The following is a 26,874-nucleotide window of genomic DNA, read 5'->3' as shown; positions in this document are numbered from 1 at the left end:
TTTGGTTTTTTTAAGTCGTTCTACTTAGAACCATGAATTGTTTAAGATAATTTTCCAAATCCGCTACTGAATTTGGAAGCCATTTATCTCCCTCTTCCTTCAGTGTAAGCATTGTATTTAGTAAGCATTGCTTACTTGAACCAGATGCTTCTATTCTAAATGCCCTGTTAATAACCTTCAGGAGCCGCCTCACAGAACCTACGAGAAACTGATGCTGATACTAACAGATAACCTTGCGGTAACTATCTTCACCAAGGACTGAGCAGTATAACGACCCCGTTCACCCGCCGCATATAACCTCTTGACCCCATCAACAATCTCTCAACGGTCGGTGTGCAACGGGATTGTTAGACTGGATAATGGTCACTGCCTATTAAAAGTATCTATCGTTCAAAGGATTTGAGATATATTTTTGTCAAAAGATATCCTCATTTCAATAACACGATGTCTTCCCTTCCGAGCTAATTCAAGATGATCTCTCGCTAACTTTAAATCACCAACAATAGCAGATAAACGAGATAAATTGTAATGAATAAGTAATTCAGAAGTGTCTTCCATACTGGCATAGGACAGCAGATCACTTAAGCATTTAATACCCCGTTGAGTCTTGTCTTTATCTCCAGACTCAATACACTTCTCAGCTAGGTAGTCAGATAATGCCCAATATGAAGTGTCTCTCTCAATATTCCGAAAATGGCTGGCTTCTTCGTAAAAGCCATTAGCCCCTAAGATATAAGCCATTATATCCCGCTGATCATCAGAATGTTTGCTCGTGTATAAAAGAGAAGGGAAAAAACGGGGAACTGATAAGATAATTAACGATATAAGTGCCGCAGCAACTGATGAGAAAACCTCGGAGAATTTATTATCTTGATTGACGGAGGAGAGAGATGTTGAAACTCCTTTGCCGCGGACTATAACCCTTTCGCTACTAAGGCTAAAGTTAGGTGAATTTGGTGAAAGGAGAATCTGAATTGAAAATGACTCCTTAGGATTTAAGTATGGAACCTTTATTTCAATTTGCTTTGCATCACTAGATTGAGAGTAAGAGCTAGACTGTATTCCTACAACCTTATACTCAGTTAGCTGCGATTTCTCTACAGGAATAACTACCCGAACATCTTCCACTTCTTTCTGTTCTGGGTTGCTAATCATTACGCTGATAATCGAAATATTTTTAGTTTGTCCCGTAAAGACTGCTGACGTGTCAACGTTATAGTTTAGACCTGCTTTTTTATCAGTTGTACGAAAAACTAAGATGCCGCCAGTTACGCTGACAATTAGACTCAGAATCGCTGGAAAAACTAGAGACTTTGCAATACTTGTAGGAGATGAATTTGCCATAACTCAGATTTCTACGTCTTGGGCTAAACTCTAGAAACTTGATTGAATATTAATACTCCTAGAAATTCTTTACGAGATTTTAGTTCAGTTTAACAATTTATTACACTGCAAGTTTCCGTATAATCTTTTTTCAATCCTAATATATCAAGCATTACAACGAAATCCTGTCTGAATATACGGAAAACTTCTTTTTTGCCACCTTATTTGGGTATTATACCGAAATTTTCCGTATAACCACCCTTCACGGGAGTATTATATGGAATTTTTCTATATATCCCTTGGTGTTATCTAGAATTTTTCCGCATAACATCCTTATTTAGAGTATTAAACGGAATTTTTCTGCATAACACTGATGGAACAACGCCCAAAGAAACTGCTTGAACAATTACAAGATGTTATTCGGCTTAAATACTATTCTTATCAAACAGAGAAAACTTACATTTACTAACTCTCTGCGTGAGATAATTTAACCCTGTTGGTGTTGATACAAGGGCGGAAATGTATGGAGTACGACTTTAAAGCATTGGCGGAACTTTACAAAAACGCACTCCTGAATGATGTACTCCCATTTTGGGAACAACACTCCTTAGACTTGGAACAAGGCGGTTACTTTACCTGCTTAAATCGTGAAGGCCAAGTTTACGACACCGACAAATTTATTTGGTTGCAAAACCGCCAAGTCTGGACTTTTTCGATGTTATGTAACCAATTAGAAAAACGGGAAAACTGGCTGAACATTGCCAGGAATGGTGCAAAGTTTCTCGCCCAACATGGCAGAGATGAGGAAGGAAATTGGTATTTTGCCCTAACTCGTGAAGGTCAACCCCTAGTACAGCCTTACAATATTTTTTCTGATTGCTTTGCCGCAATGGCTTTTAGCCAATATGCCTTAGCCTCTGGTGAAGAATGGGCGCAAGATGTGGCAATGCAAGCGTACAACAATGTATTACGTCGCCAAGATAATCCCAAAGGTAAATATACTAAAACTTATCCCAGTACAAGACCAATGAAAGCTTTGGCTGTGCCGATGATTTTAGCTAACTTGACTCTCGAAATGGAATGGTTACTTCCCAGTGAAACTTTAGAGAGTGTTTTAGCCACAACCGTTCAGGAAGTGATGAGTGATTTCCTCGACCAAGAAAGGGGATTAATGTATGAAAATGTTGCCCCCGATGGTTCTCACATCAATTGTTTTGAGGGCAGATTAATTAATCCCGGTCATGGTATTGAAGCAATGTGGTTTATTATGGACATCGCCCGCCGGAAAAATGATCTTCAAACAATTAACCAAGCCGTTGACGTAGTACTGAATATCTTAAATTTTGCTTGGGATGAAGAATACGGCGGCTTGTATTACTTTATGGATGCAGATGGACATCCACCACAACAATTGGAATGGGATCAGAAGTTGTGGTGGGTACATCTAGAGTCTTTAGTTGCATTAGCAATGGGTTATCGCCTGACAAAACGTGCAGCTTGCTGGGAATGGTATGAAAAAATGCACGATTACGCCTGGAAGCACTTTGCAGATCCCGAATATGGGGAGTGGTTTGGCTATCTTAATCGGCGTGGAGAAGTGTTATTAAATCTCAAAGGCGGTAAATGGAAGGGATGTTTTCATGTACCCCGCGCTTTATATTTATGTTGGCAGCAGTTTGCGGCTTTGAGTCGGATTTTCCCTACTGTTGTCAGTGAATAGCAAAAACCCCGGCGAAACTTACCGGGGTCAAAGGAGAAGGTCTAAATGTCGATGGGATATACCGAAGTCTCAAAATCTTAACTAACTACAAACCCAAATAAAACTAAAGCTGTTACAAGTGCAGTTGCAACTGCGCCTTGGATAACGTAACGGCGTTGTTCCCAAATGGCTGGATACTCGGCGTAATACATCTTAGGTTCGGTTGCATAGTTATTTAGAACGCCATCTTCGTTAATTGTGGTATACATAATTTTTTTCCTTGCTTGTTAACTTATATAAATAAATCTAACAATATTGTTACAAAAGGTCAAGTAGGCTTGACAAAAAAAGTTTTATTGTTTTCATTTCTTTAACTTATTGATGCTGATGTTTGGGAAGATGTCGGATAGTCCATCTTGGTTTTACACTGAAGTCTGGAGTGATGAGGAAAAAGTTGATGCGATTGTTAATGAGTACATTACTTGCCAGTGTTAGCCTTGGAGTATCTGCATTAGCGGTTCCAGCACAACAGTCGGTTTCTAATACGCAAGTTGCAGCAATGGTAGAAGCGCTGCGAAAAGCTGCACCCCAAACGGGTAAAGTCAACGATGGACTTTATAGTGATTGGCAAGTTCAACCTGGTACAGTCAAAGCTTGGTCGAAATTTTGCCTCAAAAAAGAACTGACACCAACACAGTTTGAAAATAATCCAGTAACTGCACGCCAAGTTATTTCTTGCATTACACGTCGGGAGTTAGACAAACAGTTACGCGCCGCTAACAATAATGAAACTGCGGCGGTTAATGGTGTTGCTTGTTGGTGGATGACTGGTAACTATACAGGTTGTAACAGTGGCTTTACTGCTGCTTATGTCCGAAAAGTTGTTGCTTTTTATCAGCAGCAGCGTACTAAACCCTCTACTACTCAATCATAGAAATAGCGTTTCTCTTGATTGCCTATCCCCGAACTGACTGTTCGATTTGGGGCAATGGTATTGATTCTATTCGTTATCGGGGATTGTTGTGAGATTTCTAACGTTGTGGAAATTTGCCGAAAGGTAGAAAGCACCCTGAAGGTTGCGGATGATGGGAGTGGAATTTTTTTAGGTGGGTTAGCGATCGCCTAACCCACTCCTAGTAATATTTAAAAATTATTCTTCGTCTTCGTCTTCGTCATCTTCACATTCTTCTTCGTCTTCTCCAAATACTTCATCTATAAGTTCTTGAGCGCGTTCGTTGGAAATATTCAAAGCTTCTTGCAACTCAGAAATATAATCTTGTTCGCTATCGGGTACTTCTTCATCAATACCTACTACCAAAATAGCGGTGATGTATGCGGCTTCACGATAACCTCTGTTTGGCAAGGATTCAATCGCTTTGGCAATTAAGTCTTCTGGATCTTCTTCTTCTAACAGAGAGACTAATGTTTCGCCTAATTCTTCAAAGTCGTCTTCAGAATAATCTTCAAATTGAGCAATTTCGCCCAGCATTTCACTCAAAGCGTATTCTTCGGAGTAGCTAATACCTTCACCATCAGCTGCGCCGGAAAATAGCCCGATAAGAGCGATCGCAACTTCTGGTTCTAAAGCAACTGAACTGGCGCTACGGCCTTTGGGCAAACGTCTAGACATAAAAATCCTATAAAAGTTTGATACTGCTTAAGCAAGCAATTTCTCAGGCTGGAAATTGCTTCTTCGTTAGCATTCCCAAAAAAATCAGAAAAAACACAGGAATTCTGGTTTTTTTTATGTAAACTTTTTTGCATTCTTGTGGTTGCTTGCTTTTGCTTTCGCTAAAAGTGCTGTCCCATAAGCGGCTTCGGTGTTTTCTGATGCAACTACAGGTACTTTTAAATGCCGTTGACGAATAGCATTCCAAGTAGAGTTTGTTGCACCACCACCTGCTGTATAAACTCGTGTTACTTGATTTGCACCCAAGTTTTGTAGTAATTCATATCCCCGTGCTTCTATCCGCGCCATACTTTCTAGCAAACCGTGTAAAAATTCCCTTGGTGCTGCGGGGCGTGGTGTGAGTCTGGGTGGTAAATTAGGGTCATTAATGGGAAAGCGATCGCCAGCTTTCAACAAAGGATAATAATCTAAGTTGCTGGCTGTTGCTGGATCAATTTCCTGACTCAAGCTTGCTAACTCTGCATTGTTAAAAAATTCTCGCAACACTGCACCACCAGTATTAGACGCACCGCCAGTCAACCACAAATCACCAAAACGATGACTGTAAATTCCATATCTGGCATCTTCTATACGGGTATGACTTAATAATTTCAGTACCAAGGTGGAACCCAAAGATGTCACCGCTTCCCCTGGAGATTCTGCACCACTGGCAATAAAAGCGGCGATACTATCAGTTGTTCCTGCACATACCAAGCAATCTTTTTGTAAACCGAACTGAGATGCAATATCCGGGCGAATTTCTCTAATTGGCGTTCCTGGTGCTAAAACTGTTGGTAACTGAATCGGTATTTCTAGTTTTTCCAACCATTCTGGATATTCCAAGGCTTCCACGTCATAGCCTAACTTTAAAGCATTGTGGTAATCACTAATACCCAATTTTCCATGCAGGAGAAAGGCTAACCAATCGGCTTGATGCAGAAAATAGCGAGCTTCTGAAAAAAAAGACTGCTGTGACATCCACAGAAGTTTGGCAAGACTTGAAGTAGCACTTAATACTGTATGGTTTGGTGGTGCAACTTTTTTTAATTGCTCCAGTACAACTGCGCCCCGCCCATCGTTGTAAAGTAAAGGTGCAGCTACAGGCTCACCAGCCCCATCACACAGCAAAACAGTAGAGGAAGTCCCATTGATAGCGATCGCTCTGATTTCTCGCCGCAATGGCTCAGGAATCTCGGCTAATAAGCTCCATAAGGTACTTTTCCAGTGTGGAGCCTCCAACTTCTGCCCAGAATAGCGCACTTCTGTTTGTATCTTGCCTTGCTCATCAATTACCACTCCGCGTGCGCCAGAAGTGCCATAATCAATCCCTAAATACAAATCCATATTTTTATAAATTTTTATAATGAAAGATAACTATAGACTACTGACTGACAAGGGCTTTTGTTGCATCTTGTAACAAGATATTCCCCAAAATCAGCAAAACAAGGAAAAGTAGTAAACGAACTGTCCAATATTGATTTGAGCTTAGGAGATTTTCAACCATGCCCATCTCAGATACCCAAGTTTATATTGCTCTAGTTGTGGCGCTAGTTCCAGGCCTTCTGGCTTGGCGTTTAGCGACAGAACTTTACAAGTAAAACTACGCTCTGACTTCCTAAGCAGAGCTTAACAGTAAGTGCCACACCCTTACACAACAATCAGGCTTTGCTTGGTTGTTGTGTTTATGTTTAGGGAGGGAACAGGGAACAGGGAACAGGAACCTGACAGATAAATCAGTTTGTCTACATTGCATCCATCAAGAGTTATCAAATCATGTAGGCGATCGCACATCACAATTTTTTATCCCCCAAATCATTCTTGTGGAAAAAAGAACATCTACCACAAGTTAGAGGCTTTTGAAATTACACGCAGCAAACTGTTAATCATACCGGGTTGCAATTACTGAAAGCAACTTGGGATGCAGAGAGCTTGTCGGGGGTCAAACACAATGGTTAAGCTGTCTAACCCTGCTCTCCACGAAGAACCCCGTTATCAGCCAGCACCAATAATTCCTCTCAAGCAAGAGCAATCTTTACTTGATTGGTTAGCTAGTACTGGTCGATTACAACCTTACGTATTTGCAGAAAACTATTACGAAGATGAGGAAGACGACGAGGAAGAAGAAGTGGTAGAGCTAATCGATACCTATGAAGATGAACCAGAAGAAATCGACCATTTAGAGGAGTGAATTTAACCACCAACAACATAAACTGCTGTTGGTGGTTCATTTTTGCCGTATCCTACAAAAGCAGAAATGGCAAATTCTCCCATCCTCCCGTAATTTTTAAATCTGATGATGAATGACAAAACCAGTGGCTCCAGATTGATTTCTGAAGTTAAACAATGTCTGCTGTTAGCTGTTCCGTTAGCAGCAGCACAAGTAGCGCAATCAGCAACTGGCTTTGTAGATACAGTGATGATGGGTTGGCTAGGAAGTCAGACGATCGCATCTGGAGGTTTGGGTGCTTCGATCTTTATCTTTTTTTTGATGATTACTACAGGGATGATTACGGCTGTCAGTCCTTTGGCGGCGGAAGCCTACGGAGCCGGAAAGCTGGAAGAAGTTGGTAAGATTGTGCGACAAGGGTTATTGATATCTCTGCTGTTAGGGATACCGATTACAGTCTTACTTTGGCATGGAAGTACTTTGTTGATGCTGTTGGGACAAAATGCTGATACCGCTGCATTAGCGCAAACTTATTTAAGAGCGATCGCTTGGGGTTTTATCCCTGGATTGGGTTTTGCTGTGCTGAAAAGCTTTCTTTCTGCCCTCTCACAACCGCAGTTAGTGATGGTAACTGTGGTCTTGGGTACGTTACTCAATATTACAGCTAACTATGTTTTAATGTTTGGCAAATTAGGATTACCCGCCCTTGGATTAGCTGGTATTGGTTGGGCAAGTACTCTGTCACTATGGAGTATGTTTATTGCCTTGACTATTTATATATTGAGTCAACGTCGCTTTGCTGTTTACCAAATCTTTCAATTTTCAGCTAATTCCAGTTTTCAGCAACAAAATCGCCACGTTTTTTGGGATATTTTTCAGGTTGGCTTACCCATTAGCGGATTAATTGCCGTAGAAGCGGGATTATTCACTGTTGTCACATTTATTATCGGACAATTAGGGACAACGGCTCTGGCCGCCCATCAAATTGCTTTGCAAACGGCTTCTATGTCATTTCAGATGGTTTTGGGCATTTCTTTCGCCACTACAGTACGTGTAGGACAGTTAGCCGGAGAGCAAAATTTGAAGGGTGTGCGTCTGGCTGGATATGTGGGAATTGCTTTGGGAGCTTTGTCTATGGCGATCGCCGGATTGATATTTTGGCTAGTTCCAAAATTGGTGGTTTCGCTTTACCTGGATGTTGACAATCCCAACAATCAAGATGTGATAGCCTTGGCAATGAAATTACTGGCGGTAGCAGCGATTTTTCAAATTGTTGATGGAATACAAGTCACCGCAGCTGGAGCGTTACGCGGACTAAAAGATACTCGCATCCCAATGTTGATTGGAGTTTTTGCTTATTGGTGTGTTGGTTTATTAACTGGTTACGCTTTAGAAATTTGGTTTGGGTTGGGAGCGCTCGGTTTGTGGTGGGGGTTAGCAATTGGTTTAGCTAGTGCGGCTATAGTCTTGTCTTGGCGGTTTAACATTTTGTCTTCTAGGTTGAGAAAAGGAGTTGTGAGTAGGTAATATCACAACTCTTAATTTTCAAGACAGTTCTAAATCACGCAATGTTAAAGTAAACGTCGTCCATCCCTGGTTACTGATGACTTGAATGCTACCTTGCAGTTGTGCTATTAATTTCTGGACGATCGCTAAACCTAAGCCTGTACCACCTTGGTTCCAAATGTCTGTATCAGGGATGCGGTAGAATTTTTCAAAAATCTTGGGTAATTCGGTGATGGGGATTTCTGCTGAGTTACTAATGGTAATCAGCATTTTGACTGAAAATTCCGAAATTTCATGGCTGACACTCAAAATAATTACACCGCCACTAGGTGTATACTTACAAGCATTATTGAGCAATTCCACTAAGATGCGTTCTAAGCAGGTACGGTCGGAGAATAGTGAAGGCAGATTTTCTGGAAGATTTAACTGCAAGGTTTGTTGATGTTCTTGAGTGCGAATTTGAAATGGCTCGATTAACCAAGGTAGCCATTGTTGGAAGAGTAATAAATCAGGAGCCAGCAGGAGATTAGATGAATTTTCCAGGCGTTGTAACTCTAATAAGTCGTTGATTAATTCCATTTCCCGATCGCACTCTGCTTCCAGAACGTCCAAAAAGTAATGCTGTTCTTGAACAGCTGTGGACATCTGTAACATTTGGATCATACCTTTCATGTGGCACAGGGGCGATCGCAATTCATGGGAAACTAAATTTAAAAAGTCATTTTTGAGTTGATTTAGCTGCTCCCACTGAGCTACAAGTTGTTCTTGTTGCATTTGCTTTTGTCGCGCTTCTAGTGCTTGTAGCCGTTCACTTACATCCCGAAACACTAACACTGCGCCTGTAATATTATCTTTGTCATCTTTGATAGGTGCGGCGCTCTGCTCAATTGGCGTTTCGCTCCCATTTTGAGCAATCAGTAAAGTTATTGTCGAGAGAGGTGCGATCGCCCCTGATTGGAAAACTTTTGTTAGTGGATTTTCTAAGGGTTCACGAGTTGTTAAATCAATAATTTTAAATATTTCTGATATATTTTTTTCAATTGCTGCTGATTGTGTCCATCCTGTCAATTTTTCCGCCACCGGATTCATAAAAGTGACTAGTTGATTGCTATTACTCGATATCACTCCATCACTAATACTATTTAATAGGGTAGACAACCATTTTTGATTGGTTTTTAATTGCTTTTCTAGTCTGTGTTTTGTAAGAGCTATTTCAATATTAGTTTGTAGTTCTCTTTCTTTAAAAGGCTTGAGCAAATAACCAAATGGCTCGGTAATTTTAGCTCTTTCTAGGGTATTATCATCAGCATAAGCAGTTAGATAAATTATGGGAACATCTAAGTATTTATGAATTTGCTCCGCAGCTTGTATACCATCCATTTGCCCCTTTAATCTTATATCCATTAGCACTAAGTCAGGGATAATTTCTACAGCTTTATTAATTGCTTCTTGTCCTGAAGAAGCAATAGCCGGTACTGTATAACCAAATTTTCTCAGTCTATTTTGTAAATCTTTAGCAACAATAGATTCGTCTTCGACAACTAAAATATTTGCGTCTGTCATGTATGTATTTTGTACAAGTAATTACCAAACAAAGATAAAAATAAGTTTGTTAAAAAATCCATGAGATGAAAACCTCTTTCTGCCTCCTGATGTCTGAGTATGTTAAATATAGATTACCTAACTTATATTAATGGAAATGTTATTTGAAACTCTACACCAGGGTTAATTTTAATATTAATATTTCCTGCTATTTGTTGAGTCAAAGCATCAACCAACTGCCAACCTAAAGATGCTGTATTTTTGAAATTAAAATTAGGTGGTAAACCTACACCATTATCGCTTACGGTAATGGTAAATTGCTGTTCTACTTTTTCTGAAATTCCAATAAAAATTTCTCCATCTCCACCATTAGGAAAACCATATTTTAAAGAGTTAGAAACCAGTTCATGAATAATTAAACCACAGGGAATTGCTAAATCTAAGCCAAGTAATACCTGACAATCAACATTAAATCTTAAAGAGATTGCACCTTCGTAAACTTCGTAAGAACTAAATAAACTAGTGACTAAATCTTGAATATATTCCCCAAAATCAATCCGAGCTAAATCAGGCGATTGATACATTTTTTCATGAACCAAAGCCATTGAGGCAATGCGCTGCTGACTTTGTTGAAAAATGACCAGATCTTGTTTGTCTTTAATATACTCAGATTGCAAATTGAGCAGACTAGAAATTACCTGTAAATTATTTTTGACTCTGTGGTAAATTTCTTTCAGTAAAACTTCTTTTTCGAGTAATGATGCTTGAATTTGCGCTTGAGAATGTTTGCGATCGCTAATATCTTCAATGACAGCAATAAAGTAATTAGGCTCTCCGGCAATATTGTGTGTTAAAGATACAGTCAGATTAATCCAGACGACAGAACCATCTTTGCAAAAGTAACGCTTTTCGATTGTATAGGTTTGAATATTACCTATTAATATTTCATCAACATATTTCAACGATGTAGTTAAATCATCGGGGTGAGTAATTTCTTGAAAAGTGCGTGACTCTAATTCCTCGGCTGTATACCCAACAATATCACACAGCCGTTGATTAACTAATAACCATCTTCCATCTAAACCTACATGTGCAATACCAACTGCTGCTTGATGAAATGCTGTACGAAATCGCTCTTCACTATCTCGTAATGCCTTTTCTATCTGTCTACGTTTGGCGATTTCTGCCTCTAGTGATTCGTTGATTCTTTTTAACTCGGCTGTGCGTTCTTCTACTTTAATTTCTAGTTGCGCGAGTATTTCACTCAAAGTTTCTTCTGCTTGCTTGCGCTCAGTAATATCAGTATGAGAACCTACCATCCTGACTACATTACCCGCTTCATCCCACAAAGCTTGACCCCGATCTAATATCCATTTATATGTTCCGTCTTTACACAGAACTCGAAATTCCGTCGCGTAAAATGACGTAACTTTGGCAAAGTGATTTTGCACTGCTTTTACTACAGAATCTAAATCCTCTGGGTGGACTCGTATCCAGATTTCTTGAAGGTTATTTTCAATCTCATTGTCTGCATAACCCAGCATTTCTTTCCAACGAGAGGAGAAGAAAACTTTATTTGTTTTAATATTCCAATCCCAAATACCATCATTATTACCACGTAAAGCTAATTGCCAACGTTCTTCACTTTCTCTGAGTATGTCTTCTGTACGTTTACGTTCGGCAATTTCTGTTGCTAGTTGAGAGTTTGCTGCTTCTAATTGTGCATGGCTAGGTAAAGCTAGTGCTTGAGGGATCAACGGTAAAAGTTGTACAGCGGTAGTTACTGAAATTAAAGCTGTGATTGCTTTAATCAATCCTGATAACCAATAGCTGGGGTACCACAGTGTCCACACATCCATCACATGAGTTGTACCGCAAGCGATGATAAATGCGCCAAACATTAAAAATATCCAGCCGAAAGGCACATCTTTTCTTTTGCTGACGAAATACACCAGTATGAATGGTATTGAATAATAAGCTATTGCAATTAGTGTATCTGAAACAACATGCAGCCAGACTAATCCTGGCTTCCAAAGATAGCAATGTCCGTGGGGAATAAACTGGTTAGGAAAAAAAAATTATCTAAAAACGCCATCCTCAAAACCTATTTATTGTAAAAGTCTTTACTAGAGTGTCATGGTTGGCAAAGAGTTTTTTACTTCCTCAATGTACAGACACCCACAAAGTACCTATATCCTTCATACTGCATAATAATGCACTTTTAAACTAAGTAATGTAATAAATATTGATTGACATTAAGTTATCTCAAAAACGAGTTGCTTGTTACCGTAAATATTCTGAAATTGGCTGTCTCTCTGATAATAAATATAACTTATTATGATAACGATTTTGCATGTAAAGTTAATGACTAACTATTATTTATCCAAAATTGATCTAGGTTAGTCAATTTAAATGGCTATTAGTATTTGGTTAAAAGATGCAAATATGCCTCAGCTTGGTTAGTCATCTTGTAAGCAGTTACGCTATATTTTCATTGAAATGCTAGGTTTATTTGGAGGATAAAAGCAAAATGAAGCGTTTTTTGACGGGAATTATTGTACTAACTAGCTTATTGATCACACCTGGTTGCTCATCAGTACCAAAATCTGGAGAAACGCAGGTATCTGCTAGGGATTCACAACATACGGATCATCAGCATGATATGTCGAGTGATCATCAAGAAAACTCAATGGAACATACTGGTCATGAAGTTAATACAAAAATTACTACCCAAGCTAAACTGACTAAGCCAAAAAATATAGTGCCGAATCAGTCTGTAAATTTAGTCATTAATGTTCAAGATACTGCTGGCAAATCTATCGACAAGTTTGATACTTTTCAAGAAAAACTTATGCACTTAATTGTCGTTAGAGATGATCTCGCTACTTATGATCACATTCATCCAACTTACAAAGGTAATGGACGTTTTGAAGTAAGTGCTAATTTCTCTAGTCCTGGTGATTATAGCTTGTTTAGTGACTATAAACCATCTGGACAAAAAGAGGCAGTTTCACTGATGCAGGTCAAAATTCCCGGCTCAGTTCCACTACCGAAAAATTTAGAAAAGTTTGAAAAAACCAAGGTTTTATCTAATACTAAAGTTAATCTCAACTTTGCTAATAAAAATATTTCAGCAGGTAAAGAAGTAACCTTAAATTTTGATGTTAAAGATGCAGCAAATAATCAGCCAATTAAGGATCTACAACCTTATTTAGGTGAAAGAGGGCATTTAGTGATTGTAAAAAGCTCATCACCTCTAGCAGTCTCCGATTATATTCATGCCCATGCTCTCAAAAATAGCGCTGATGGACAAATACAATTTGTCACCAGCTTTCCCCAACCGGGAACTTATAAACTTTGGATGCAGTTTCAGCGCAATGGAAAAGTTGACACAGCGGATTTTTGGGTCAATGTAGTATAAGTTTGGCGATCGCCTATACTAATTCTGTAGATAAATGGCGATCGCTTACATATTTATTTAATATTAATTTTACATCTATCCAAAAGTATATTTTTAGTTATTTAAAATACCTGCAAATCAAAAATAGTAGTTTTTGTAGGATGCAATTTGTTGCATAAGGGTTGCAATTAAATATCAATCAGTTTATTGTGTTTGATTAAATCACGAAAATTTGTACTGTTTGTTGAGAAAAGCGGGTAGAAAAAGTGGTAGGGAGAAAAATATATAACTATAAGTTCGTCCTACTTCTGATTACTCTATTCAGGCTTAACTTAACAGTATTTTAACTCAAGAGAAAGTGATAAAACCGTGTTGTAGAGGCGTTCTGTGTAATCGAACTTACAAGAAACTATAAGGGCTTGCTGGTATGAGACTATCTGAGCTAGATCCACTCATCCCGCTAAATGATTTAAGAGCAGAACTCTTGAAGTTACCGAAGGGTTACTTATTTTACGAAGCAGAACTGGTAGATTTTTTATCTCGCAGAAGATGGCCTGAGAGCGATCGCCGTATTGACCGTACAACTTTTTGGCGCTGGCGAAACGATAACGGAATTGAACGCCAAAAAGTATTTAGTCGATTGGATCTTATCAAACTCTGTCGTATCTGCGACCACTACCGTGTAGATGGAACTCGTAGTGAGTATTTAACTATCATGAAACAAAAAAAAGAGTTAGCTTTTAACAGATGAGGATGAATCTTTAATACCAAAACACATAAACCCGATTTAGGCATAAATTCAGCCAAAAAATTGGGTTTTTTTCCTATTGTTCAAAATTTATCTAAAACAAATTTTTACTTTACTTGCTGATATCAATTGAAGAAATGATTGGTAGAACCTAGACACAGACAGCAATTCCCCATCTAAAATCCAAAATGGGATGACATCTATCTATAGTCAGAAAATATATTTAGGTAGCATAAATTAAATCATGCTGTAAGAATGAGGTTTTTATTTAATTGTTCAGAGAGAATTTATAAAAAATAATTTATTTATAGACCTTGAATGTGCCACTATGTTCACCATTGGTGATTATGTGCTGAATCAACAAACAGGTCATCTAGGAAAAGTGATTGGTTACGGACAGCAAATTATGAACCATAATATGGAAACCGTAACTTTGAAAGTGCTAGTAGCTGAGACTGCTAATTCTCAGAGACGAGAGTTTGTATTCGAGGATCAAGTTTCAGCTTGGGTAAGGTGGTCTGTAGTATGAAACTGCCATTGATATGTGAGAAATTATATTGAAACTTATTAAATAGAATTCAGTATAAATTTTTTACCAGGGGCAAATTTATTAATTGGTTTAACTAGATAATAAAGGTGAAAAATTATGGTAAAAGATGTGATTTTATGTCTCCAAGAAGCTGCTGTGGAGATAATATTTAAACCTAATTCAATATCTAACAAACTTAGTGAATGCTTCATTAGTCCACCTTGTGGATGTGCTAATCCAGGGAAAGAACTGAAGTGTGAAGATTGTCCTTATCTTGAGGCTTGTTTATCTAGGATTAAATTAGCAAGTGAGGAGTGGTAAGCTGTTAAGCATTTAGTTTGCACATTGAGACCGCAAGGGAGCAAGGGAGAGGGTTTGCAGCTTTTATTACCATGAAAATGATGCAATTTAAATGACGATTAGCTTAATAAAAAGATATGATTCCTAGCTTTTTTCTACAATAAACTAGCAGAATTTGTATCTAAAAATAACGTAGCCTGTGATTGATGACGGAGAATCGATGCAGGACAATCAGTGCTGATTGTCTGTTGCAACATCTGTTTTACTACCTGAGCTTTACGTTTTTCTGGTGCTAGACAGATAATTTTATTAGCTGAACAAATTAATGGCAGAGTGACAGTAAAAGCATACTGTGGAACACTGTCAATATTAGGGAAGTAGCCTGTATTTACTTGTTGTTGGCGATTGACTAGATCTAATTTTACCAACTTGACACTATAAGGATCTTGAAAATTCGCTACCGATGGATCGTTAAAAGCTAAGTGTCCATTTTCGCCTACGCCTAAACAACATAAATCTATTGGCTGTGCTTGCAAAAGTTGAGTGTAGCGATCGCATTCAGCCACAGGCTCTAATGTATCACCTTCTATATAATGAAACTCCTGCGGAGTCAGTTTATTTTCTACCCGTTCTCGCAAATAACGCCGGAAACTCGCAGGATGATCAGCCGTAATTCCTAAATATTCATCTAAATGAAATAAAGTAATTTTTGACCAATCTACACCACCCAACTGTATTAACGCATCTAGAAATTTTAGTTGGGAATTCCCTGTGGCTAATAAAACAGCAGCTTTACCCTGTTTTTCTAAGATATCCTTTAAATATTTTCTGGTAATTTGTGCAACATTCTCAGCCATTTCTGCTTCAGAATTGTAAACTTGCACTTGTAAATCATCAACACGAAAAAAATTTTTGGCAGCAACCATTGTGAAGTCTGAAGTGTGAAGTGTGAAGTCCAGTAGGGTGTGTTACGGCAATGTGAGGATTTGAGCGTCACACAAAGTAGAAATTTGCCTTAACGTACTACCACCTACCAACAAGATAACTGTTAAAACATCCTTTCAGCAGTGCGTCACCCTACTTAATTATATGAACTTCTTGTTTTCATACTTCACACTTTTCAGGTAAACTGTGTAAAGAAAGTTAATATTTATTTACACTTAAAAAATTATGCTGGCAGCAGTTCTCTTTGACTTGGATGGCACCATTGTCAATACTGATCCGATACATTACCAAGCTTGGCAGCAAATGTTGGCAGACTACAACATTGAAATAGATGAAAAATTCTACAAATCTCGGATTAGTGGACGCTTGAATCCAGAAATTGTCAAAGATATTTTGCCGCAATTATCATCAGCAGAAGGGCAGAAATTTGCTGACGATAAAGAAGCATTGTTTCGTGAATTAGCTTCCCATCTGCAACCGTTGAGTGGATTTGCTGAACTCCTAGCCTGGACAGAGACACATCAGTTAAAACGTGCATTAGTCACCAATGCACCTCGGTTGAATGTAGAATTTGTGCTTGAAGTTTTAGGGATTAAAGAAGCTTTTCATACAGTAATTTTGGCAGAGGATTGCACCGCAGGTAAACCTGATCCGGTACCGTATCAAGTTGCTTTAAACAAATTAAAGATTAACGCAGAGAATGCGATCGCCCTAGAAGACTCTCCCTCTGGTATTCGTGCAGCCGTTGCGGCTGGTATTCCTACCATTGGCATCGCCTCCACTCACGATCCACAAATTCTGCAAACAGTCGGCGCATTTATGGCAATTCCAGATTTTACCGATTTGCAGTTGTGGACGTTTTTAAATTCTTTGATAATTAGTCAACGGTCAATAGTCAATAGTCAATAGTTGTTGGGTAAAAATACTCGCCTCTATTGAACTTGTTCGCTGCTGAGGTGGGCGATCGCTTGTTTAATCCAATCTTCCACATAGGCATCTTTTGGTAGTCCAATGTCTTCGCTGACGACGTGTAAGGCGTGGCTGACTTCGTGGGCTGTATAACCCAAAGCAAATAAAGTCATTTGCACTTCTTCCAAAATTCCTGGTGCTGGGCCGCCTGTAGCGACAAAGAACCCTGCTGATTTACGCCACTCAATCAACTTGCTTTTGAGTTCCAAACAGATACGTTCTGCGGTTTTTTTGCCCACTCCAGGGGCTTGAATTAAGATTTGGGTGTTGCCAGCGATAATCGCTTGGACTAAATCTGGTAATTCTAAAGTGTCTAAGAGGGCGATCGCTAATGCTGCGCCAATACCGCTAACTGTTAACAAGTGACGAAATAAGTCCCGTTCTGCTGGTGAAGCAAAGCCGTAGAGTAAAGGCACTTCTTCCCGAACTTGGTAATGGGTGAAAATTTGCGCCACCCCTCCCGATTCTGGCAACTGCTGTGCCAATCGTTGCGGAACTTGCAAATCGTAACCTATGCCATTGACTTCCAGAGTCAGAATGACGCGATTACCGTTATTTGTCTGAACGCCAGCAATAATACCTTTGAGATAGCTAATCATAAGAATCCAAAATATTGCAAACCTTCTAAAATTCCCCCAGCACAAGAACCTTGTGCTAAGTATCGATAGTCAGCAGGATACTCAGAATGCCATTGGAGTAACTCTGATCTGGCATTACCGACTATGATTCCCCGTTCATTGCCCACAGCGAACAAAGCAATATCATTACCTGAATCACCGCAGACAACTGTTTGTTCTGCTGCAAATTGCCATTTTTGCCGGAGAAACTGCATTGCCTGACCTTTATCGCTTGAGCGCGGCACAATGTCGAGGTCAATACCGCTGCTATAGATTAACTTTATATTTAAAGCATACTTTTGTAGTTTTGTCTCAATCTGTGGTAAAATTTTATCTGCAAATTCTTGTTTAACAAAAAAACTTACCTTAAATGGGCGTTGTTCAGAATCCGGTTGTGGTGATAATTCTGGAAAAGACTTAGCTACTGAAAATACCAATTCGCGGTTCCATCCAGGCGAGAGGATATCTGACCAATCTGCATCTGGGCTGTCGCTGTTATTAAGATAAATTTCTGTCCCAACAGAACAGACAAGCGCATCTGGCTCGATGAGATTTTTTTCAACTTGCAATTCGCGGTAAAGCACAGGCGATCGCCCCGTAGCATAAGCTATTTTTGTGCCGTACTCTTGGCGATGTTGACTCAGTATTTGATTTAGTTCTACTAAAGCTTCGTCATTACCTACGAGGGTGTGATCCAAGTCAGTGACAAAGAGAAAAGGTTTCATGATTTTTTCCCAGTTAGTAGTTACCTAAACACCTGAAAATTCGGCGGAAACGGATTTTCAGCTTACGTGTCCGAGTTACTCTACCAGATTTTTGCTCTTGTGTATTATTACTAACGGGAGAATTATGCTTCAGGTTAAAAATCAGTCATCTATAGCGGTAATACCATTTTGGATTTTAGATTTTGGATTTTGGATTGGGGAATTGCTTAAAGATGAGCTTTTCAGCAATCAATGTGTCGCAATCATTTTTCAAATTGGTATAAGTTTAGGAATAGCGCCTGAAAAGTTCAGATCCCCGACTTCTTAAAGAAGTCGGGGATCTTGTTGTTCACTTTGTGTATTGATAAACTTTGCTAAAACTACTCATCATTCAGGGTTTCAATCAGTAAATCTACTTGCTGTTGTCGCTGTTGCAAGAAGCTTTCACATTGACGTATATGCTCAACAGCAGTAGCAAACTGCTCAAATACTTCTTCTAATCCTAATTCACCCGCTTCAATCCGAGCGATAATTTTCTCAATTTCCGCTACCTTCGCCTCGTAATTTACACTGGCGATCGCTTCAGAATCCGAGGAACTTTTGCGTTTAACCATCAATCTTTTTGGGTTTTTGTAGTCACTTCCGTAACTTTCACTTTAACTTCTCCCTGACCCAACTGAATCAACAATTCTTGCCCGAAGGTTAACTCTGTTGCAGTTCGCGCGATCGCCCCATTTTCTTGACGTACCACCGCATAACCCCTATTTAACACGGCTTTTGGGTCGAGGGTGGCTAACTTTTGCCGTAACATTTCTAAGTGCTGTGTGGCTTGTTGCGATCGCCTGCTGGTGATTTGCAAAAGTTGCTGACGCTTCCACTGTAACTTTTGCATTTCTTGTTTGACTTGCCTATCTAACCCTAACCTTTGCAAGCGATTACGTAATGTTTGCAGTTGATTTTCAGCAGATGTCCTCACCTCATATACCGCATCATATAAAGCATCAATTCGCTGCTGATGTTGAGCATACAACTCTGACAACGCAGGCACAACCAATTCTGCGGCTGCGGTCGGTGTATGTACGCAGACATCAGCAACTAAATCTACCAAGGATTCATCTCGTTGATGACCAATCCCAGTAATTACCGGGATACAACACTCGGCTACAGCCCTGACAACACGCTCATCGTTAAAGCAAGCTAATTCCTCAACCGCACCACCACCCCGCGATAAAATTAGCACCTCAGCACGACCATCTCTTTCGACTCTGGCGATCGCTTTAACTATCGATTCTGGCGCTTGTTCTCCCTGTACTGTTGCTGGCGAAAATAATACTTGTAAACCTGGGTATCTGTGTTTGAGGGTTTTTTGAATATCACCCCAAGCCGCAGCAGTGGGTGAAGTCACAACTGCGATCGTTTGGGGATGGGGTGGAAGCGGCTGCTTTCTTTCCTCGTCAAACAACCCTTCTGACAGCAAACGGTTACGTAATTGTTGATAACGCAGTGCTTGTAAACCCACACCCGCAGGTAAAGCTTGCCAAATTGTTAACTGGTACTCTCCTCTTTGCGGATACAGACGGATACTACCCAAAATAATTATTTGTTCGCCAACCGCAGGAATTTGTACTAGTTTTGCTACTTGGCTATTCCAGGCGACACACTTAATCCCTGCTGTTCCATCTGGATCTTGAAGTGTAAAAAATAACCCACTCCGATGGTGATTCGCGCTGGATACTTCCCCTGTTACCCAAACTTGCCGCAGTATTTCATCTTCTTCTAATAAAGATTGAATGTAGTTGGTGATACCTGCTACGGAGAGGGCAGTATCAGGAAACTCGAAATTCATTTTGCTTCAACCCACTCTGCACTTAAACTCAACATAACGTCTTTTTTTATCTCCATATAGCCAGAGTGAAGACCGATAGTATTTTCTACCAATTATTTGCCGAGTTTCCCAATATTTTCTTTGAGTTGCTTGGGCGCTCTATTAGTGATAATCAAGATTATCAATTTCGTTCCGTAGAAATCAAGCAAACTAGGCAAGAAATCGCCAACCCTTTATCTAGTCAAGCAATAATCGATTTAATCGAGACAATTATAGTTTATAAGTTTCCTCATTTAAGCCGCGAAGAGGTGGAAAATATGCTGAAATTGAACGCCCTCAAACAAACTAGAGTTTATCAAGAAGCACTTGAAGAAGGTCGGGAAGAAGGTAAGCTATCTGCTGTACCACTGCTACTGAAAGCGGGAATCACGGTGGAAGAAATAGCTGAACAGTTACAAATTAATCTTGATACTGTGAGAAAGATAGCACAGCAACAAACTTGATTCTGTAGTTTAGCTTTTTAATAAAAATCTCTGTATAACCGGGTTTTGATAGAACCATATATTTATATTGGTACGGAGGTGTTTGGGATAACTAGCAACCAAAACCCTACTAAGGTTATTTTGTACTAGTCACATCTAGTAGCGATCGCGTTACGATGTTGTCACGTTTATTTCTCTAAGAAATCCTATTTCCGCATTTTCTGGCTAAAATAGTATATCTGTTCTACTTCACCTCCAACCCTAACACTCCATAAATCCATATATAATAGATAGAGGCAGTAATGGCTATCAACACTGATAATTCCGGCAAGCAAAAAGCCCTGAATATGGTACTCAACCAGATTGAGCGCAGCTTTGGTAAAGGAGCTATTATGCGCCTGGGCGATGCAACCCGGATGCGGGTGGAGACAATTTCCACTGGAGCGCTCACCTTAGATTTAGCACTAGGTGGTGGTTTACCCAAAGGGCGGGTAATTGAGATTTATGGCCCAGAAAGTTCTGGTAAAACGACAGTCGCACTACACGCCCTCGCTGAAGTTCAAAGATTAGGTGGTATTGCTGCTTTTGTGGATGCTGAACACGCCTTAGATCCTACTTATGCGGCAGCTTTGGGTGTAGATATCGAAAATTTGCTGGTTTCCCAACCAGATACAGGGGAAGCTGCTTTAGAAATTGTTGATCAACTAGTGCGTTCATCTGCTGTTGACATTGTAGTTATCGACTCAGTAGCAGCATTAGTTCCCCGCGCTGAAATTGAAGGCGATATGGGAGACGCTCATGTGGGTTTACAAGCACGTTTGATGAGCCAAGCTCTGCGTAAAATTACTGGTAATATTGGTAAATCTGGTTGTACAGTAATTTTCATCAACCAGCTGCGGCAAAAAATTGGCATTACCTACGGTAGTCCAGAAACCACTACTGGTGGTAACGCCTTAAAGTTTTACGCTTCTGTGCGCTTAGATATTCGCCGCATTCAAACTTTGAAAAAAGGTACAGAAGAATTTGGCAACCGCGTTAAGGTAAAAGTAGCTAAAAACAAAGTAGCACCTCCTTTTAGAGTGGCGGAATTTGACATTATTTTTGGTAAGGGAGTATCAATTTTAGGTTGTTTAGTCGATATAGCTGAAGAAACAGGGGTTTTAACTCGCAAGGGTGCTTGGTATAGCTATAACGGTGACAACATTTCTCAAGGTAGAGATAACGCTATTAAATACTTAGAAGAAAAGCCGGAATTCGTTGAACAAATTAAACAGCAAGTGCGTCAGAAACTTGATATGGGTGCTGTTGTTTCTGCCAATTCTGTAGCTAAAGTCAGTGAAGATGAGGAAGAAGAATACGAAGAAGAAGAATAAGTCAGATGGTGTGCGTTTCAATTGCACATACTCTGCTTGAAGCTGTCATTAATCCTTTGTCAATACTAATTACTCAGGACTAACTGTACAGAAGTTATGTAATATTAGATGCGTTTTAGCTTAATGAACAGTGAACAGTGACAAATAATAACTGTTCACTGTTTTTTCATATTGGCGAAGGCGTAATTTGGTTGAAAAATCTATCTAAAATATCTGATTTCTGTTCTGTACTAAAACCATCATGACTATTTGGAGGGTTTAATGCAAAATTTTTGGTAAATGGAACAGCTTTGTCGGTAATTTCAGGTAAGTACTTCTCTGGAGCAACATAACTCAATGTATCGTCTATATTACAGCCTTTGCGAGATGAAAGCTGCATTAGTAATTCCATTGCTACTGTTGGTAAAATGCGTCGGTTATTGTTGTAGAAAAAATTAAAAGTAAGATTACCGATGCGAACGCGATCGCCTTCTTTGAGTCTAATTCGCTGATAGACACGTTCACCATTTACAAAGGAACCATTAGTACTTTTAAAATCCACTAAGTAAAAACCTGGTTCATCATCTTGATCTATATATTGGATGGCAGCATGGCGACGAGACAGATATTTATCACCTATACATATCCCACAATGGCGATCACGTCCGATTGTCCAAATTTGTTGTGCTTGTAGTAAAGTTTGGGTTTGATTATCGCCCAAGTTAGTGACTAAGTAAACCTTGCCATCATTCACTACACCTTGCACATAACTGGAGTTTAAACCTGTCATACCAGACAATGATAGGTCTTCCATCTGAAGAATATCTTCTAGAAGTCCACTATGGTGTTCGTACAATTTGACAAATACTTGATATAAGCTTAACTTCCGCTCTATTTCCTTATTCTGGAACTCAGCAATTTTGGCTGAATTTTTTAGTGTAAATAGATATGATTTGCTGATGTTGATCATGAACTTTTTTCTCAGCCTACAATCAGGAACAATTGCCTGTTTAGTCTTTGTTGCTATTTTAAAAATTTCGCAACTCAATAGAATTAAGTTTGACGATTTTTACTAAGAATTCCTACTTAAATTTTGGTACTTAGTTATGAATATCGTAAAACTTGAATTTAAAAAAAATATTATGTAACTTTGTTTTATATTGTAAATTACTGTAGTCTAATTTTAACAGATGCTAATCATTAAGAATAATTTAAGCATTTCTTAAGTAATATTAGAAAGATTAAATTTACAGCATAAATTTCGGAGTGAATACGAAGAGCAAAATTAAGTAGAGAGTATTACTACTTAATTTTGCTCTTAATTAATCCAAACTATTAGAGTCTAATACTTACTTTTTAAAATTAGTAAAGATCTGCAATTTTTCACTATTGAATTACAGTAAGCCACGTTTACCATTGGGACGTACTGTCATCCAATTAGTTTTTGCTAGTGCTAGTTGCTCATCTAAAATTTTGGCTCCAGTTAGATTAGCGCCACACAAATTAGCACCTCGAAGATTAGCATTGCTCAAATGAGCATAACTAAGATCTGCTCCCCGCAGGTCTGCTCCTTCCAAGTCAGCATGATTGAAATAAGCTTTGCTTAAATTAGCATCTCTGAGATTGGCGCGAGTGAGACTAGCCCTACCAAAATCGCTATTGTGAAGATTTGCTCCTTGGAGATTAGTGCTTTGCAGTTGAGCCGAATGGAAATTGGTTTCTGACAATTCACTACCTTGGAGATTCAGGAAGTTTAAATTATGTAAGGCAAAATCTCTTCTTCCCTTGAGATAGGCTGTTAATAAAGTTTGACTGTCTAATCTACGTCCAGCTTTGGATTGTTGAGTATTCGCACTATTGCTATTGCTGTTAGGCAACATTCCTGGTTTACCCATAGCTGCTGGTCGTATTCCACCGGCATCTGCACCAGCGGCCTCGGCAATTTTAGCTCGTCTAGCCCGAATGGCTGCTGCTACCTGTGCTACTCCTGTAGCTGTAGCTCCTACAGCAGAAGGATTGCTGCATAAAATAGCAGAGTTGTCTCCAAGTTGCGATGTTTTTTCTTTAGTATTGGTGTCAGATTTTACTAGCAAGCTTTTAGCCAAACTATCTAAGTAAGGCTCCATCTCTAAGGCTCTGAGAACGTCTGCTGCTGATTGGTAACGATTGCGAACAGAAACATCTAACATTTTTCGCAATACACCAGTCAAGTGATCACTCACATGCACCAACTGTTCCCACATCATTTCACCTGTTGTGGGATTGTAATCTAAATCTTTAGGAGTTTTGCTAGTGAGTAAATAAATACAGGTGACTCCTAAAGCGTAGATATCACTCGCGTAAACTGGACGCATCGCCATTTGTTCTGGGGGTGCAAAACCAGGAGTACCAATTGCATAGGCAGTTAAGGCGGTCTGTCCTGATTGATTAGGTGCAGCTTGAGTAACTTGGTTTTTGACAGCACCAAAGTCAATCAAGACCATTCTGGCATCTTGACTACGGCGAATTAAGTTGGCTGGTTTGATATCACGGTGAATTACCTTCTGCTCGTGGATGTATTGCAGTAAAGGTAAAATTTCGCTCAAAAATTGCTTAACGCCTGCTTCGCTCAAAACTCCATTAGCTTTGATTTCCTGCTGTAAGGTTGCACCGCTAATATATTTTTGGACTAGATAGAATTGTTCCTGTTCTTCAAAATAGTCGAGTAGTCTAGGGACTTGAGGATGGTTGCCGATTTTACCTAGAGTTCTAGCTTCTCGCTCAAATAGTTCTCGCGCCATTTGCAAAACGTGTGGTGCATTGCCTGAAGGACGTAATTGCTTGATGACACAACTCGGCTCTCCTGGTAAAGCTTCATCCTGAGCTAAGAAGGTTGCTCCAAAGCCACCTTGACCTAACGGTTTACTCACCCGATAGCGATCGCGCAGCAGTAGGCGCGAGCCACACGACTGACACCTTTGGCTATACACTACATTTTCTGGATTGGGACAGGTTGGATTTAAGCAGTAGCTCATGCACTGTCAACTCGCTGCGCGAAGAATGGCTGGGAGCATTACGCTCTAGTTTAATTATTTAAACCAAAATCAACTCTTGGCAGGTAATTTATGCTGGAAATCCTTTGAAGAGTTCCTAAAGTTTGACTGGTTTATCTAAGCGATCATCACAACAAGATAGCTGATGTGAGGCGCGATCGTCAGTAGTTATCAAGCTATTTGTGTAATAAGTTATTTTCAGCTAAAAATTCTACGTATTTTTACAGTTACTTAAGTAGTGCTGAGTTGAAAGTGCTGAGTGCTGAGTTGAGAAAGCGCCTACGGCACTAATGTTTGCAATTGCTTTGCAAGTTAGTATTTAGCAACACCACTTGCTTCAACTTTGGGAACCAAAGCAACGCAGTGGCTCCTCAGCACTCAGCGAGAAGTTGCGTGCGGGGGTTCCCCCCGTTGAGCAAACTTCGGTAACTCAGCACTCAGCATTTACAGATTAGACAATACTTCCCGTGCAACAGCTAGAGTCTGCTCAATATCTTCTTCAGTATGAGCCAAAGACGTAAACCCAGCTTCAAACTGAGAAGGTGCTAAATAAACACCACGTTCTAACATACCGCGATGAAAACGTCCAAATTTTGAGGTATCTGACTTTTTAGCATCTTCGTAGTTATGAACAGGCCCAGAGGTGAAAAATAAGCCAAACATGGCACTAATGTAACCACCGCAAGCTCCATGACCAGTTTCTTGGGCAATTTGCAGTAAACCGTTTGATAGCTTTTGAGTAATTCGGTCAAGATACTCATAAGTTCCAGGTTTTTGGAGCAATTCCAGGGTTTTAATGCCTGCTGTCATTGCCAAAGGATTCCCGGACAGAGTTCCAGCTTGATACACAGGGCCTGCGGGAGCAATCATGGACATAATCTCTCGCCGTCCTCCATAGGCTCCTACTGGCAAACCACCACCAATGACTTTACCTAGTGTTGTCAAATCGGGAGTAATGCCAAATTTCTCTTGAGCGCCACCGTATGCAATACGGAAGCCTGTCATGACTTCATCAAATACTAATAAAGCCCCATTTTCTTGGGTGAGTTCCCTGAGTCCTTCTAAAAAGCCAGCATCAGGAGGAATAAACCCAGCGTTACCAACAACTGGCTCTAGAATTACACCAGCAATTTGGTCGCGGTTTTCTTCAAATAAGGCTTTGACTGCTTCCAAGTCATTGAAAGGAGCCGTTAGGGTACTGCTAGTTGCTGATTTTGGTACTCCTGGGGAGTCTGGTAAACCAAGTGTCGCCACACCTGAACCAGCTTTTACCAAGAACATATCAGCGTGTCCGTGGTAGCAACCTTCAAATTTGATGATTTTCTCACGATTAGTAAAAGCCCGCATCAGCCGTAAAACTGCCATACAAGCTTCTGTCCCAGAGTTCACAAATCTGACCATTTCGATGCTAGGAACAGCATCAATGACCATCTCTGCGAGGACATTTTCTAGAACTGAAGGCGCTCCAAAACTAGTGCCTTTTTCTAAAGCTTCATGGAGTGCTGAGATAACTTCTGGATGAGCATGACCGCAAATTGCTGGCCCCCAAGTACCCACATAGTCTATGTATTGGTTGCCATCAACATCCCAGAAGTATGCTCCTTTGACACGATCAAAAACTATGGGTTGTCCACCTACAGATTTAAATGCTCTGACAGGAGAACTGACTCCTCCTGGCATGAGGTTTTGGGCGGCGGCGAAAATTTCTTGTGATTTTGTGGTTTTAATTGTGGTGTTTACCAAGGCTGTCTCCTAAAAGTGAGGAACAAAAAAAGCTCTATCTTAGGATAGGGTTAAAAACTGTGCATAATTTCTATCCTATAGAAATAGCTGAACCAGGAAAATAACAACCATGTTGTACAAGTCCAATGATGACTTGCCTTTAGAAATCCGGAATCGGTTATCTGAGGCATACCAGGAGCTTTACCGTGCTGCTTTTAACTCGGCTCTCCATTGGTATGGTGAAGCATCAAAAGCTCATCAAGTTGCGTTAAGTGCGGTTAAAATGCAGTCTGCAATGGACAGAAATGTTGTTGTTTCAGGCTAAATAATAAATTTTCATTTT

At 39.7% G+C, this 26,874-nt stretch carries 27 protein-coding genes; 13 read left to right on the top strand and 14 right to left on the bottom strand.

What is annotated here, in order from left to right; translation table 11 throughout:
• Positions 1-390: 390 nt before the first annotated feature.
• Positions 391-1,344, bottom strand: a complete 954-nt coding sequence (locus NCWK1_RS12425; RefSeq protein ID WP_103124929.1) for a hypothetical protein — start codon at positions 1,342-1,344, stop codon at positions 391-393.
• A 502-nt stretch (positions 1,345-1,846) separates the two neighbouring features.
• Between NCWK1_RS12425 and NCWK1_RS12420 the strand changes: the two genes are divergently transcribed.
• Positions 1,847-3,043: a n-acyl-d-glucosamine 2-epimerase gene (locus NCWK1_RS12420; protein WP_103124928.1), complete on the top strand. Its 1,197-nt coding sequence runs from the start codon at positions 1,847-1,849 to the stop codon at positions 3,041-3,043.
• A gap of 77 nt (positions 3,044-3,120) precedes the next feature.
• On the opposite strand, the gene psb34 is transcribed toward NCWK1_RS12420, so the two are convergent.
• Entirely contained in the window at positions 3,121-3,291 is a 171-nt protein-coding gene (psb34, locus tag NCWK1_RS12415) for a photosystem II assembly protein Psb34 (protein ID WP_103124927.1), read from the bottom strand.
• A gap of 200 nt (positions 3,292-3,491) precedes the next feature.
• Here psb34 and NCWK1_RS12410 point away from each other — a divergent pair, with 200 nt between their 5' ends.
• Both NCWK1_RS12410 and NCWK1_RS29540 read left to right on the top strand, forming a co-directional pair.
• Positions 3,492-3,956, top strand: a complete 465-nt coding sequence (locus NCWK1_RS12410; RefSeq protein ID WP_422730855.1) for a hypothetical protein — start codon at positions 3,492-3,494, stop codon at positions 3,954-3,956.
• Positions 3,957-4,010: 54 nt separating this feature from the next.
• Complete coding sequence (locus tag NCWK1_RS29540; RefSeq protein ID WP_187308133.1) at positions 4,011-4,148, top strand: hypothetical protein; 138 nt, start codon at positions 4,011-4,013, stop codon at positions 4,146-4,148.
• A gap of 24 nt (positions 4,149-4,172) precedes the next feature.
• On the opposite strand, the gene NCWK1_RS12405 is transcribed toward NCWK1_RS29540, so the two are convergent.
• Together NCWK1_RS12405 and NCWK1_RS12400 are read right to left on the bottom strand one after the other, a co-directional pair.
• Positions 4,173-4,652 carry a tellurite resistance TerB family protein gene (locus NCWK1_RS12405; protein WP_096578338.1) on the bottom strand — a complete coding sequence of 160 codons (480 nt, stop codon included), beginning with the start codon at positions 4,650-4,652 and terminating at the stop codon, positions 4,173-4,175.
• Between the two features lie 114 nt (positions 4,653-4,766).
• Positions 4,767-6,035 carry an FGGY-family carbohydrate kinase gene (locus NCWK1_RS12400; RefSeq protein ID WP_103124925.1) on the bottom strand — a complete coding sequence of 423 codons (1,269 nt, stop codon included), beginning with the start codon at positions 6,033-6,035 and terminating at the stop codon, positions 4,767-4,769.
• Positions 6,036-6,193: 158 nt separating this feature from the next.
• On the opposite strand from NCWK1_RS12400, the gene psaM reads away from it, so the two are divergent.
• The 3 genes from psaM to NCWK1_RS12385 all read left to right on the top strand — a co-directional run bounded on the left by psaM (position 6,194) and on the right by NCWK1_RS12385 (position 8,385).
• Positions 6,194-6,289 (top strand): photosystem I reaction center subunit XII, encoded by a 96-nt coding sequence (gene psaM / locus NCWK1_RS12395; protein ID WP_015115322.1) that lies wholly within the window; start codon positions 6,194-6,196, stop codon positions 6,287-6,289.
• A 350-nt stretch (positions 6,290-6,639) separates the two neighbouring features.
• The gene (locus NCWK1_RS12390) at positions 6,640-6,879 is read left to right on the top strand and encodes a DUF3134 domain-containing protein (RefSeq protein ID WP_103124924.1); all 240 of its coding nucleotides are present in this window, start codon (positions 6,640-6,642) and stop codon (positions 6,877-6,879) included.
• Between the two features lie 105 nt (positions 6,880-6,984).
• The gene (locus NCWK1_RS12385) at positions 6,985-8,385 is read left to right on the top strand and encodes an MATE family efflux transporter (protein WP_245894889.1); all 1,401 of its coding nucleotides are present in this window, start codon (positions 6,985-6,987) and stop codon (positions 8,383-8,385) included.
• A gap of 18 nt (positions 8,386-8,403) precedes the next feature.
• Here the strand turns inward: NCWK1_RS12385 and NCWK1_RS12380 are convergent, their stop codons facing one another.
• The gene (locus NCWK1_RS12380; RefSeq protein WP_103124922.1) at positions 8,404-9,927 is read right to left on the bottom strand and encodes a hybrid sensor histidine kinase/response regulator; all 1,524 of its coding nucleotides are present in this window, start codon (positions 9,925-9,927) and stop codon (positions 8,404-8,406) included.
• 122 nt (positions 9,928-10,049) lie between these two features.
• Positions 10,050-11,963 carry a PAS domain S-box protein gene (locus tag NCWK1_RS12375; RefSeq protein ID WP_479691899.1) on the bottom strand — a complete coding sequence of 638 codons (1,914 nt, stop codon included), beginning with the start codon at positions 11,961-11,963 and terminating at the stop codon, positions 10,050-10,052.
• Between the two features lie 473 nt (positions 11,964-12,436).
• Here NCWK1_RS12375 and NCWK1_RS12370 point away from each other — a divergent pair, with 473 nt between their 5' ends.
• The 3 genes from NCWK1_RS12370 to NCWK1_RS12360 all read left to right on the top strand — a co-directional run bounded on the left by NCWK1_RS12370 (position 12,437) and on the right by NCWK1_RS12360 (position 14,583).
• Positions 12,437-13,327, top strand: a complete 891-nt coding sequence (locus tag NCWK1_RS12370) for a hypothetical protein (RefSeq protein ID WP_096578326.1) — start codon at positions 12,437-12,439, stop codon at positions 13,325-13,327.
• Positions 13,328-13,733: 406 nt separating this feature from the next.
• Positions 13,734-14,057 (top strand): hypothetical protein, encoded by a 324-nt coding sequence (locus NCWK1_RS12365; RefSeq protein WP_096578324.1) that lies wholly within the window; start codon positions 13,734-13,736, stop codon positions 14,055-14,057.
• A 325-nt stretch (positions 14,058-14,382) separates the two neighbouring features.
• The gene (locus tag NCWK1_RS12360) at positions 14,383-14,583 is read left to right on the top strand and encodes a hypothetical protein (RefSeq protein ID WP_096578322.1); all 201 of its coding nucleotides are present in this window, start codon (positions 14,383-14,385) and stop codon (positions 14,581-14,583) included.
• A 455-nt stretch (positions 14,584-15,038) separates the two neighbouring features.
• On the opposite strand, the gene NCWK1_RS12350 is transcribed toward NCWK1_RS12360, so the two are convergent.
• A complete protein-coding gene (locus NCWK1_RS12350) occupies positions 15,039-15,809 on the bottom strand; it encodes a glucosamine-6-phosphate deaminase (RefSeq protein ID WP_103124920.1) in 771 nt (256 codons plus the stop codon).
• Positions 15,810-16,053: 244 nt separating this feature from the next.
• Here NCWK1_RS12350 and NCWK1_RS12345 point away from each other — a divergent pair, with 244 nt between their 5' ends.
• Complete coding sequence (locus NCWK1_RS12345; RefSeq protein WP_103124919.1) at positions 16,054-16,737, top strand: HAD family hydrolase; 684 nt, start codon at positions 16,054-16,056, stop codon at positions 16,735-16,737.
• A gap of 23 nt (positions 16,738-16,760) precedes the next feature.
• Here the strand turns inward: NCWK1_RS12345 and ruvA are convergent, their stop codons facing one another.
• The 4 genes from ruvA to xseA all read right to left on the bottom strand — a co-directional run bounded on the left by ruvA (position 16,761) and on the right by xseA (position 19,964).
• Positions 16,761-17,396: a Holliday junction branch migration protein RuvA gene (gene ruvA / locus NCWK1_RS12340; protein WP_096578314.1), complete on the bottom strand. Its 636-nt coding sequence runs from the start codon at positions 17,394-17,396 to the stop codon at positions 16,761-16,763.
• The gene (locus NCWK1_RS12335) at positions 17,393-18,139 is read right to left on the bottom strand and encodes a sucrose-phosphate phosphatase (RefSeq protein ID WP_103124918.1); all 747 of its coding nucleotides are present in this window, start codon (positions 18,137-18,139) and stop codon (positions 17,393-17,395) included. Before NCWK1_RS12335 ends, ruvA begins: the two co-directional genes overlap by 4 nt.
• 359 nt (positions 18,140-18,498) lie before the next feature.
• Positions 18,499-18,732, bottom strand: coding sequence for an exodeoxyribonuclease VII small subunit (gene xseB / locus NCWK1_RS12325; protein ID WP_096578310.1), 234 nt, complete (start codon positions 18,730-18,732; stop codon positions 18,499-18,501).
• On the bottom strand, positions 18,732-19,964 hold the full coding sequence (gene xseA, locus NCWK1_RS12320) for an exodeoxyribonuclease VII large subunit (protein WP_103124916.1): 1,233 nt from the start codon (positions 19,962-19,964) through the stop codon (positions 18,732-18,734). Before xseA ends, xseB begins: the two co-directional genes overlap by 1 nt.
• Positions 19,965-20,029: 65 nt before the next feature.
• On the opposite strand from xseA, the gene NCWK1_RS12315 reads away from it, so the two are divergent.
• Positions 20,030-20,446: a DUF2887 domain-containing protein gene (locus tag NCWK1_RS12315; protein WP_103124915.1), complete on the top strand. Its 417-nt coding sequence runs from the start codon at positions 20,030-20,032 to the stop codon at positions 20,444-20,446.
• A 281-nt stretch (positions 20,447-20,727) separates the two neighbouring features.
• A complete protein-coding gene (gene recA / locus NCWK1_RS12310; protein ID WP_096578306.1) occupies positions 20,728-21,798 on the top strand; it encodes a recombinase RecA in 1,071 nt (356 codons plus the stop codon).
• A gap of 166 nt (positions 21,799-21,964) precedes the next feature.
• Here the strand turns inward: recA and NCWK1_RS12305 are convergent, their stop codons facing one another.
• From NCWK1_RS12305 to hemL, 3 genes are all read right to left on the bottom strand, one after another.
• On the bottom strand, positions 21,965-22,747 hold the full coding sequence (locus NCWK1_RS12305; protein ID WP_103124914.1) for an FHA domain-containing protein: 783 nt from the start codon (positions 22,745-22,747) through the stop codon (positions 21,965-21,967).
• A 424-nt stretch (positions 22,748-23,171) separates the two neighbouring features.
• Positions 23,172-24,791, bottom strand: coding sequence for a serine/threonine-protein kinase (locus NCWK1_RS12300; RefSeq protein WP_103124913.1), 1,620 nt, complete (start codon positions 24,789-24,791; stop codon positions 23,172-23,174).
• Positions 24,792-25,253: 462 nt separating this feature from the next.
• Positions 25,254-26,552: a glutamate-1-semialdehyde 2,1-aminomutase gene (gene hemL / locus NCWK1_RS12295; RefSeq protein WP_103124912.1), complete on the bottom strand. Its 1,299-nt coding sequence runs from the start codon at positions 26,550-26,552 to the stop codon at positions 25,254-25,256.
• Between the two features lie 109 nt (positions 26,553-26,661).
• Here hemL and NCWK1_RS12290 point away from each other — a divergent pair, with 109 nt between their 5' ends.
• Entirely contained in the window at positions 26,662-26,856 is a 195-nt protein-coding gene (locus NCWK1_RS12290; RefSeq protein WP_096578298.1) for a ChaB family protein, read from the top strand.
• Positions 26,857-26,874 lie beyond the last annotated feature (18 nt).

The organism is Nostoc cycadae WK-1 (genome assembly GCF_002897135.1).
Lineage (GTDB): Bacteria > Cyanobacteriota > Cyanobacteriia > Cyanobacteriales > Nostocaceae > Nostoc_B.
This window is presented reverse-complemented; position numbering and strand designations above follow the sequence as displayed.

Excerpts from the sequence above, each read along its gene's own strand:
- NCWK1_RS12425 (WP_103124929.1), bottom strand. The coding sequence starts at position 1,344 with ATGGCAAATTCATCTCCTACAAGTATTGCAAAGTCTCTAGTTTTTCCA.
- NCWK1_RS12420 (WP_103124928.1), top strand. The coding sequence starts at position 1,847 with ATGGAGTACGACTTTAAAGCATTGGCGGAACTTTACAAAAACGCACTC.
- psb34 (WP_103124927.1), bottom strand. The coding sequence starts at position 3,291 with ATGTATACCACAATTAACGAAGATGGCGTTCTAAATAACTATGCAACC.
- NCWK1_RS12410 (WP_422730855.1), top strand. The coding sequence starts at position 3,492 with ATGAGTACATTACTTGCCAGTGTTAGCCTTGGAGTATCTGCATTAGCG.
- NCWK1_RS29540 (WP_187308133.1), top strand. The coding sequence starts at position 4,011 with ATGGTATTGATTCTATTCGTTATCGGGGATTGTTGTGAGATTTCTAAC.
- NCWK1_RS12405 (WP_096578338.1), bottom strand. The coding sequence starts at position 4,652 with ATGTCTAGACGTTTGCCCAAAGGCCGTAGCGCCAGTTCAGTTGCTTTA.
- NCWK1_RS12400 (WP_103124925.1), bottom strand. The coding sequence starts at position 6,035 with ATGGATTTGTATTTAGGGATTGATTATGGCACTTCTGGCGCACGCGGA.
- psaM (WP_015115322.1), top strand. The coding sequence starts at position 6,194 with ATGCCCATCTCAGATACCCAAGTTTATATTGCTCTAGTTGTGGCGCTA.
- NCWK1_RS12390 (WP_103124924.1), top strand. The coding sequence starts at position 6,640 with ATGGTTAAGCTGTCTAACCCTGCTCTCCACGAAGAACCCCGTTATCAG.
- NCWK1_RS12385 (WP_245894889.1), top strand. The coding sequence starts at position 6,985 with ATGATGAATGACAAAACCAGTGGCTCCAGATTGATTTCTGAAGTTAAA.
- NCWK1_RS12380 (WP_103124922.1), bottom strand. The coding sequence starts at position 9,927 with ATGACAGACGCAAATATTTTAGTTGTCGAAGACGAATCTATTGTTGCT.
- NCWK1_RS12370 (WP_096578326.1), top strand. The coding sequence starts at position 12,437 with ATGAAGCGTTTTTTGACGGGAATTATTGTACTAACTAGCTTATTGATC.
- NCWK1_RS12365 (WP_096578324.1), top strand. The coding sequence starts at position 13,734 with ATGAGACTATCTGAGCTAGATCCACTCATCCCGCTAAATGATTTAAGA.
- NCWK1_RS12360 (WP_096578322.1), top strand. The coding sequence starts at position 14,383 with ATGTTCACCATTGGTGATTATGTGCTGAATCAACAAACAGGTCATCTA.
- NCWK1_RS12350 (WP_103124920.1), bottom strand. The coding sequence starts at position 15,809 with ATGGTTGCTGCCAAAAATTTTTTTCGTGTTGATGATTTACAAGTGCAA.
- NCWK1_RS12345 (WP_103124919.1), top strand. The coding sequence starts at position 16,054 with ATGCTGGCAGCAGTTCTCTTTGACTTGGATGGCACCATTGTCAATACT.
- ruvA (WP_096578314.1), bottom strand. The coding sequence starts at position 17,396 with ATGATTAGCTATCTCAAAGGTATTATTGCTGGCGTTCAGACAAATAAC.
- NCWK1_RS12335 (WP_103124918.1), bottom strand. The coding sequence starts at position 18,139 with ATGAAACCTTTTCTCTTTGTCACTGACTTGGATCACACCCTCGTAGGT.
- xseB (WP_096578310.1), bottom strand. The coding sequence starts at position 18,732 with ATGGTTAAACGCAAAAGTTCCTCGGATTCTGAAGCGATCGCCAGTGTA.
- xseA (WP_103124916.1), bottom strand. The coding sequence starts at position 19,964 with ATGAATTTCGAGTTTCCTGATACTGCCCTCTCCGTAGCAGGTATCACC.
- recA (WP_096578306.1), top strand. The coding sequence starts at position 20,728 with ATGGCTATCAACACTGATAATTCCGGCAAGCAAAAAGCCCTGAATATG.
- NCWK1_RS12305 (WP_103124914.1), bottom strand. The coding sequence starts at position 22,747 with ATGATCAACATCAGCAAATCATATCTATTTACACTAAAAAATTCAGCC.
- NCWK1_RS12300 (WP_103124913.1), bottom strand. The coding sequence starts at position 24,791 with ATGAGCTACTGCTTAAATCCAACCTGTCCCAATCCAGAAAATGTAGTG.
- NCWK1_RS12290 (WP_096578298.1), top strand. The coding sequence starts at position 26,662 with ATGTTGTACAAGTCCAATGATGACTTGCCTTTAGAAATCCGGAATCGG.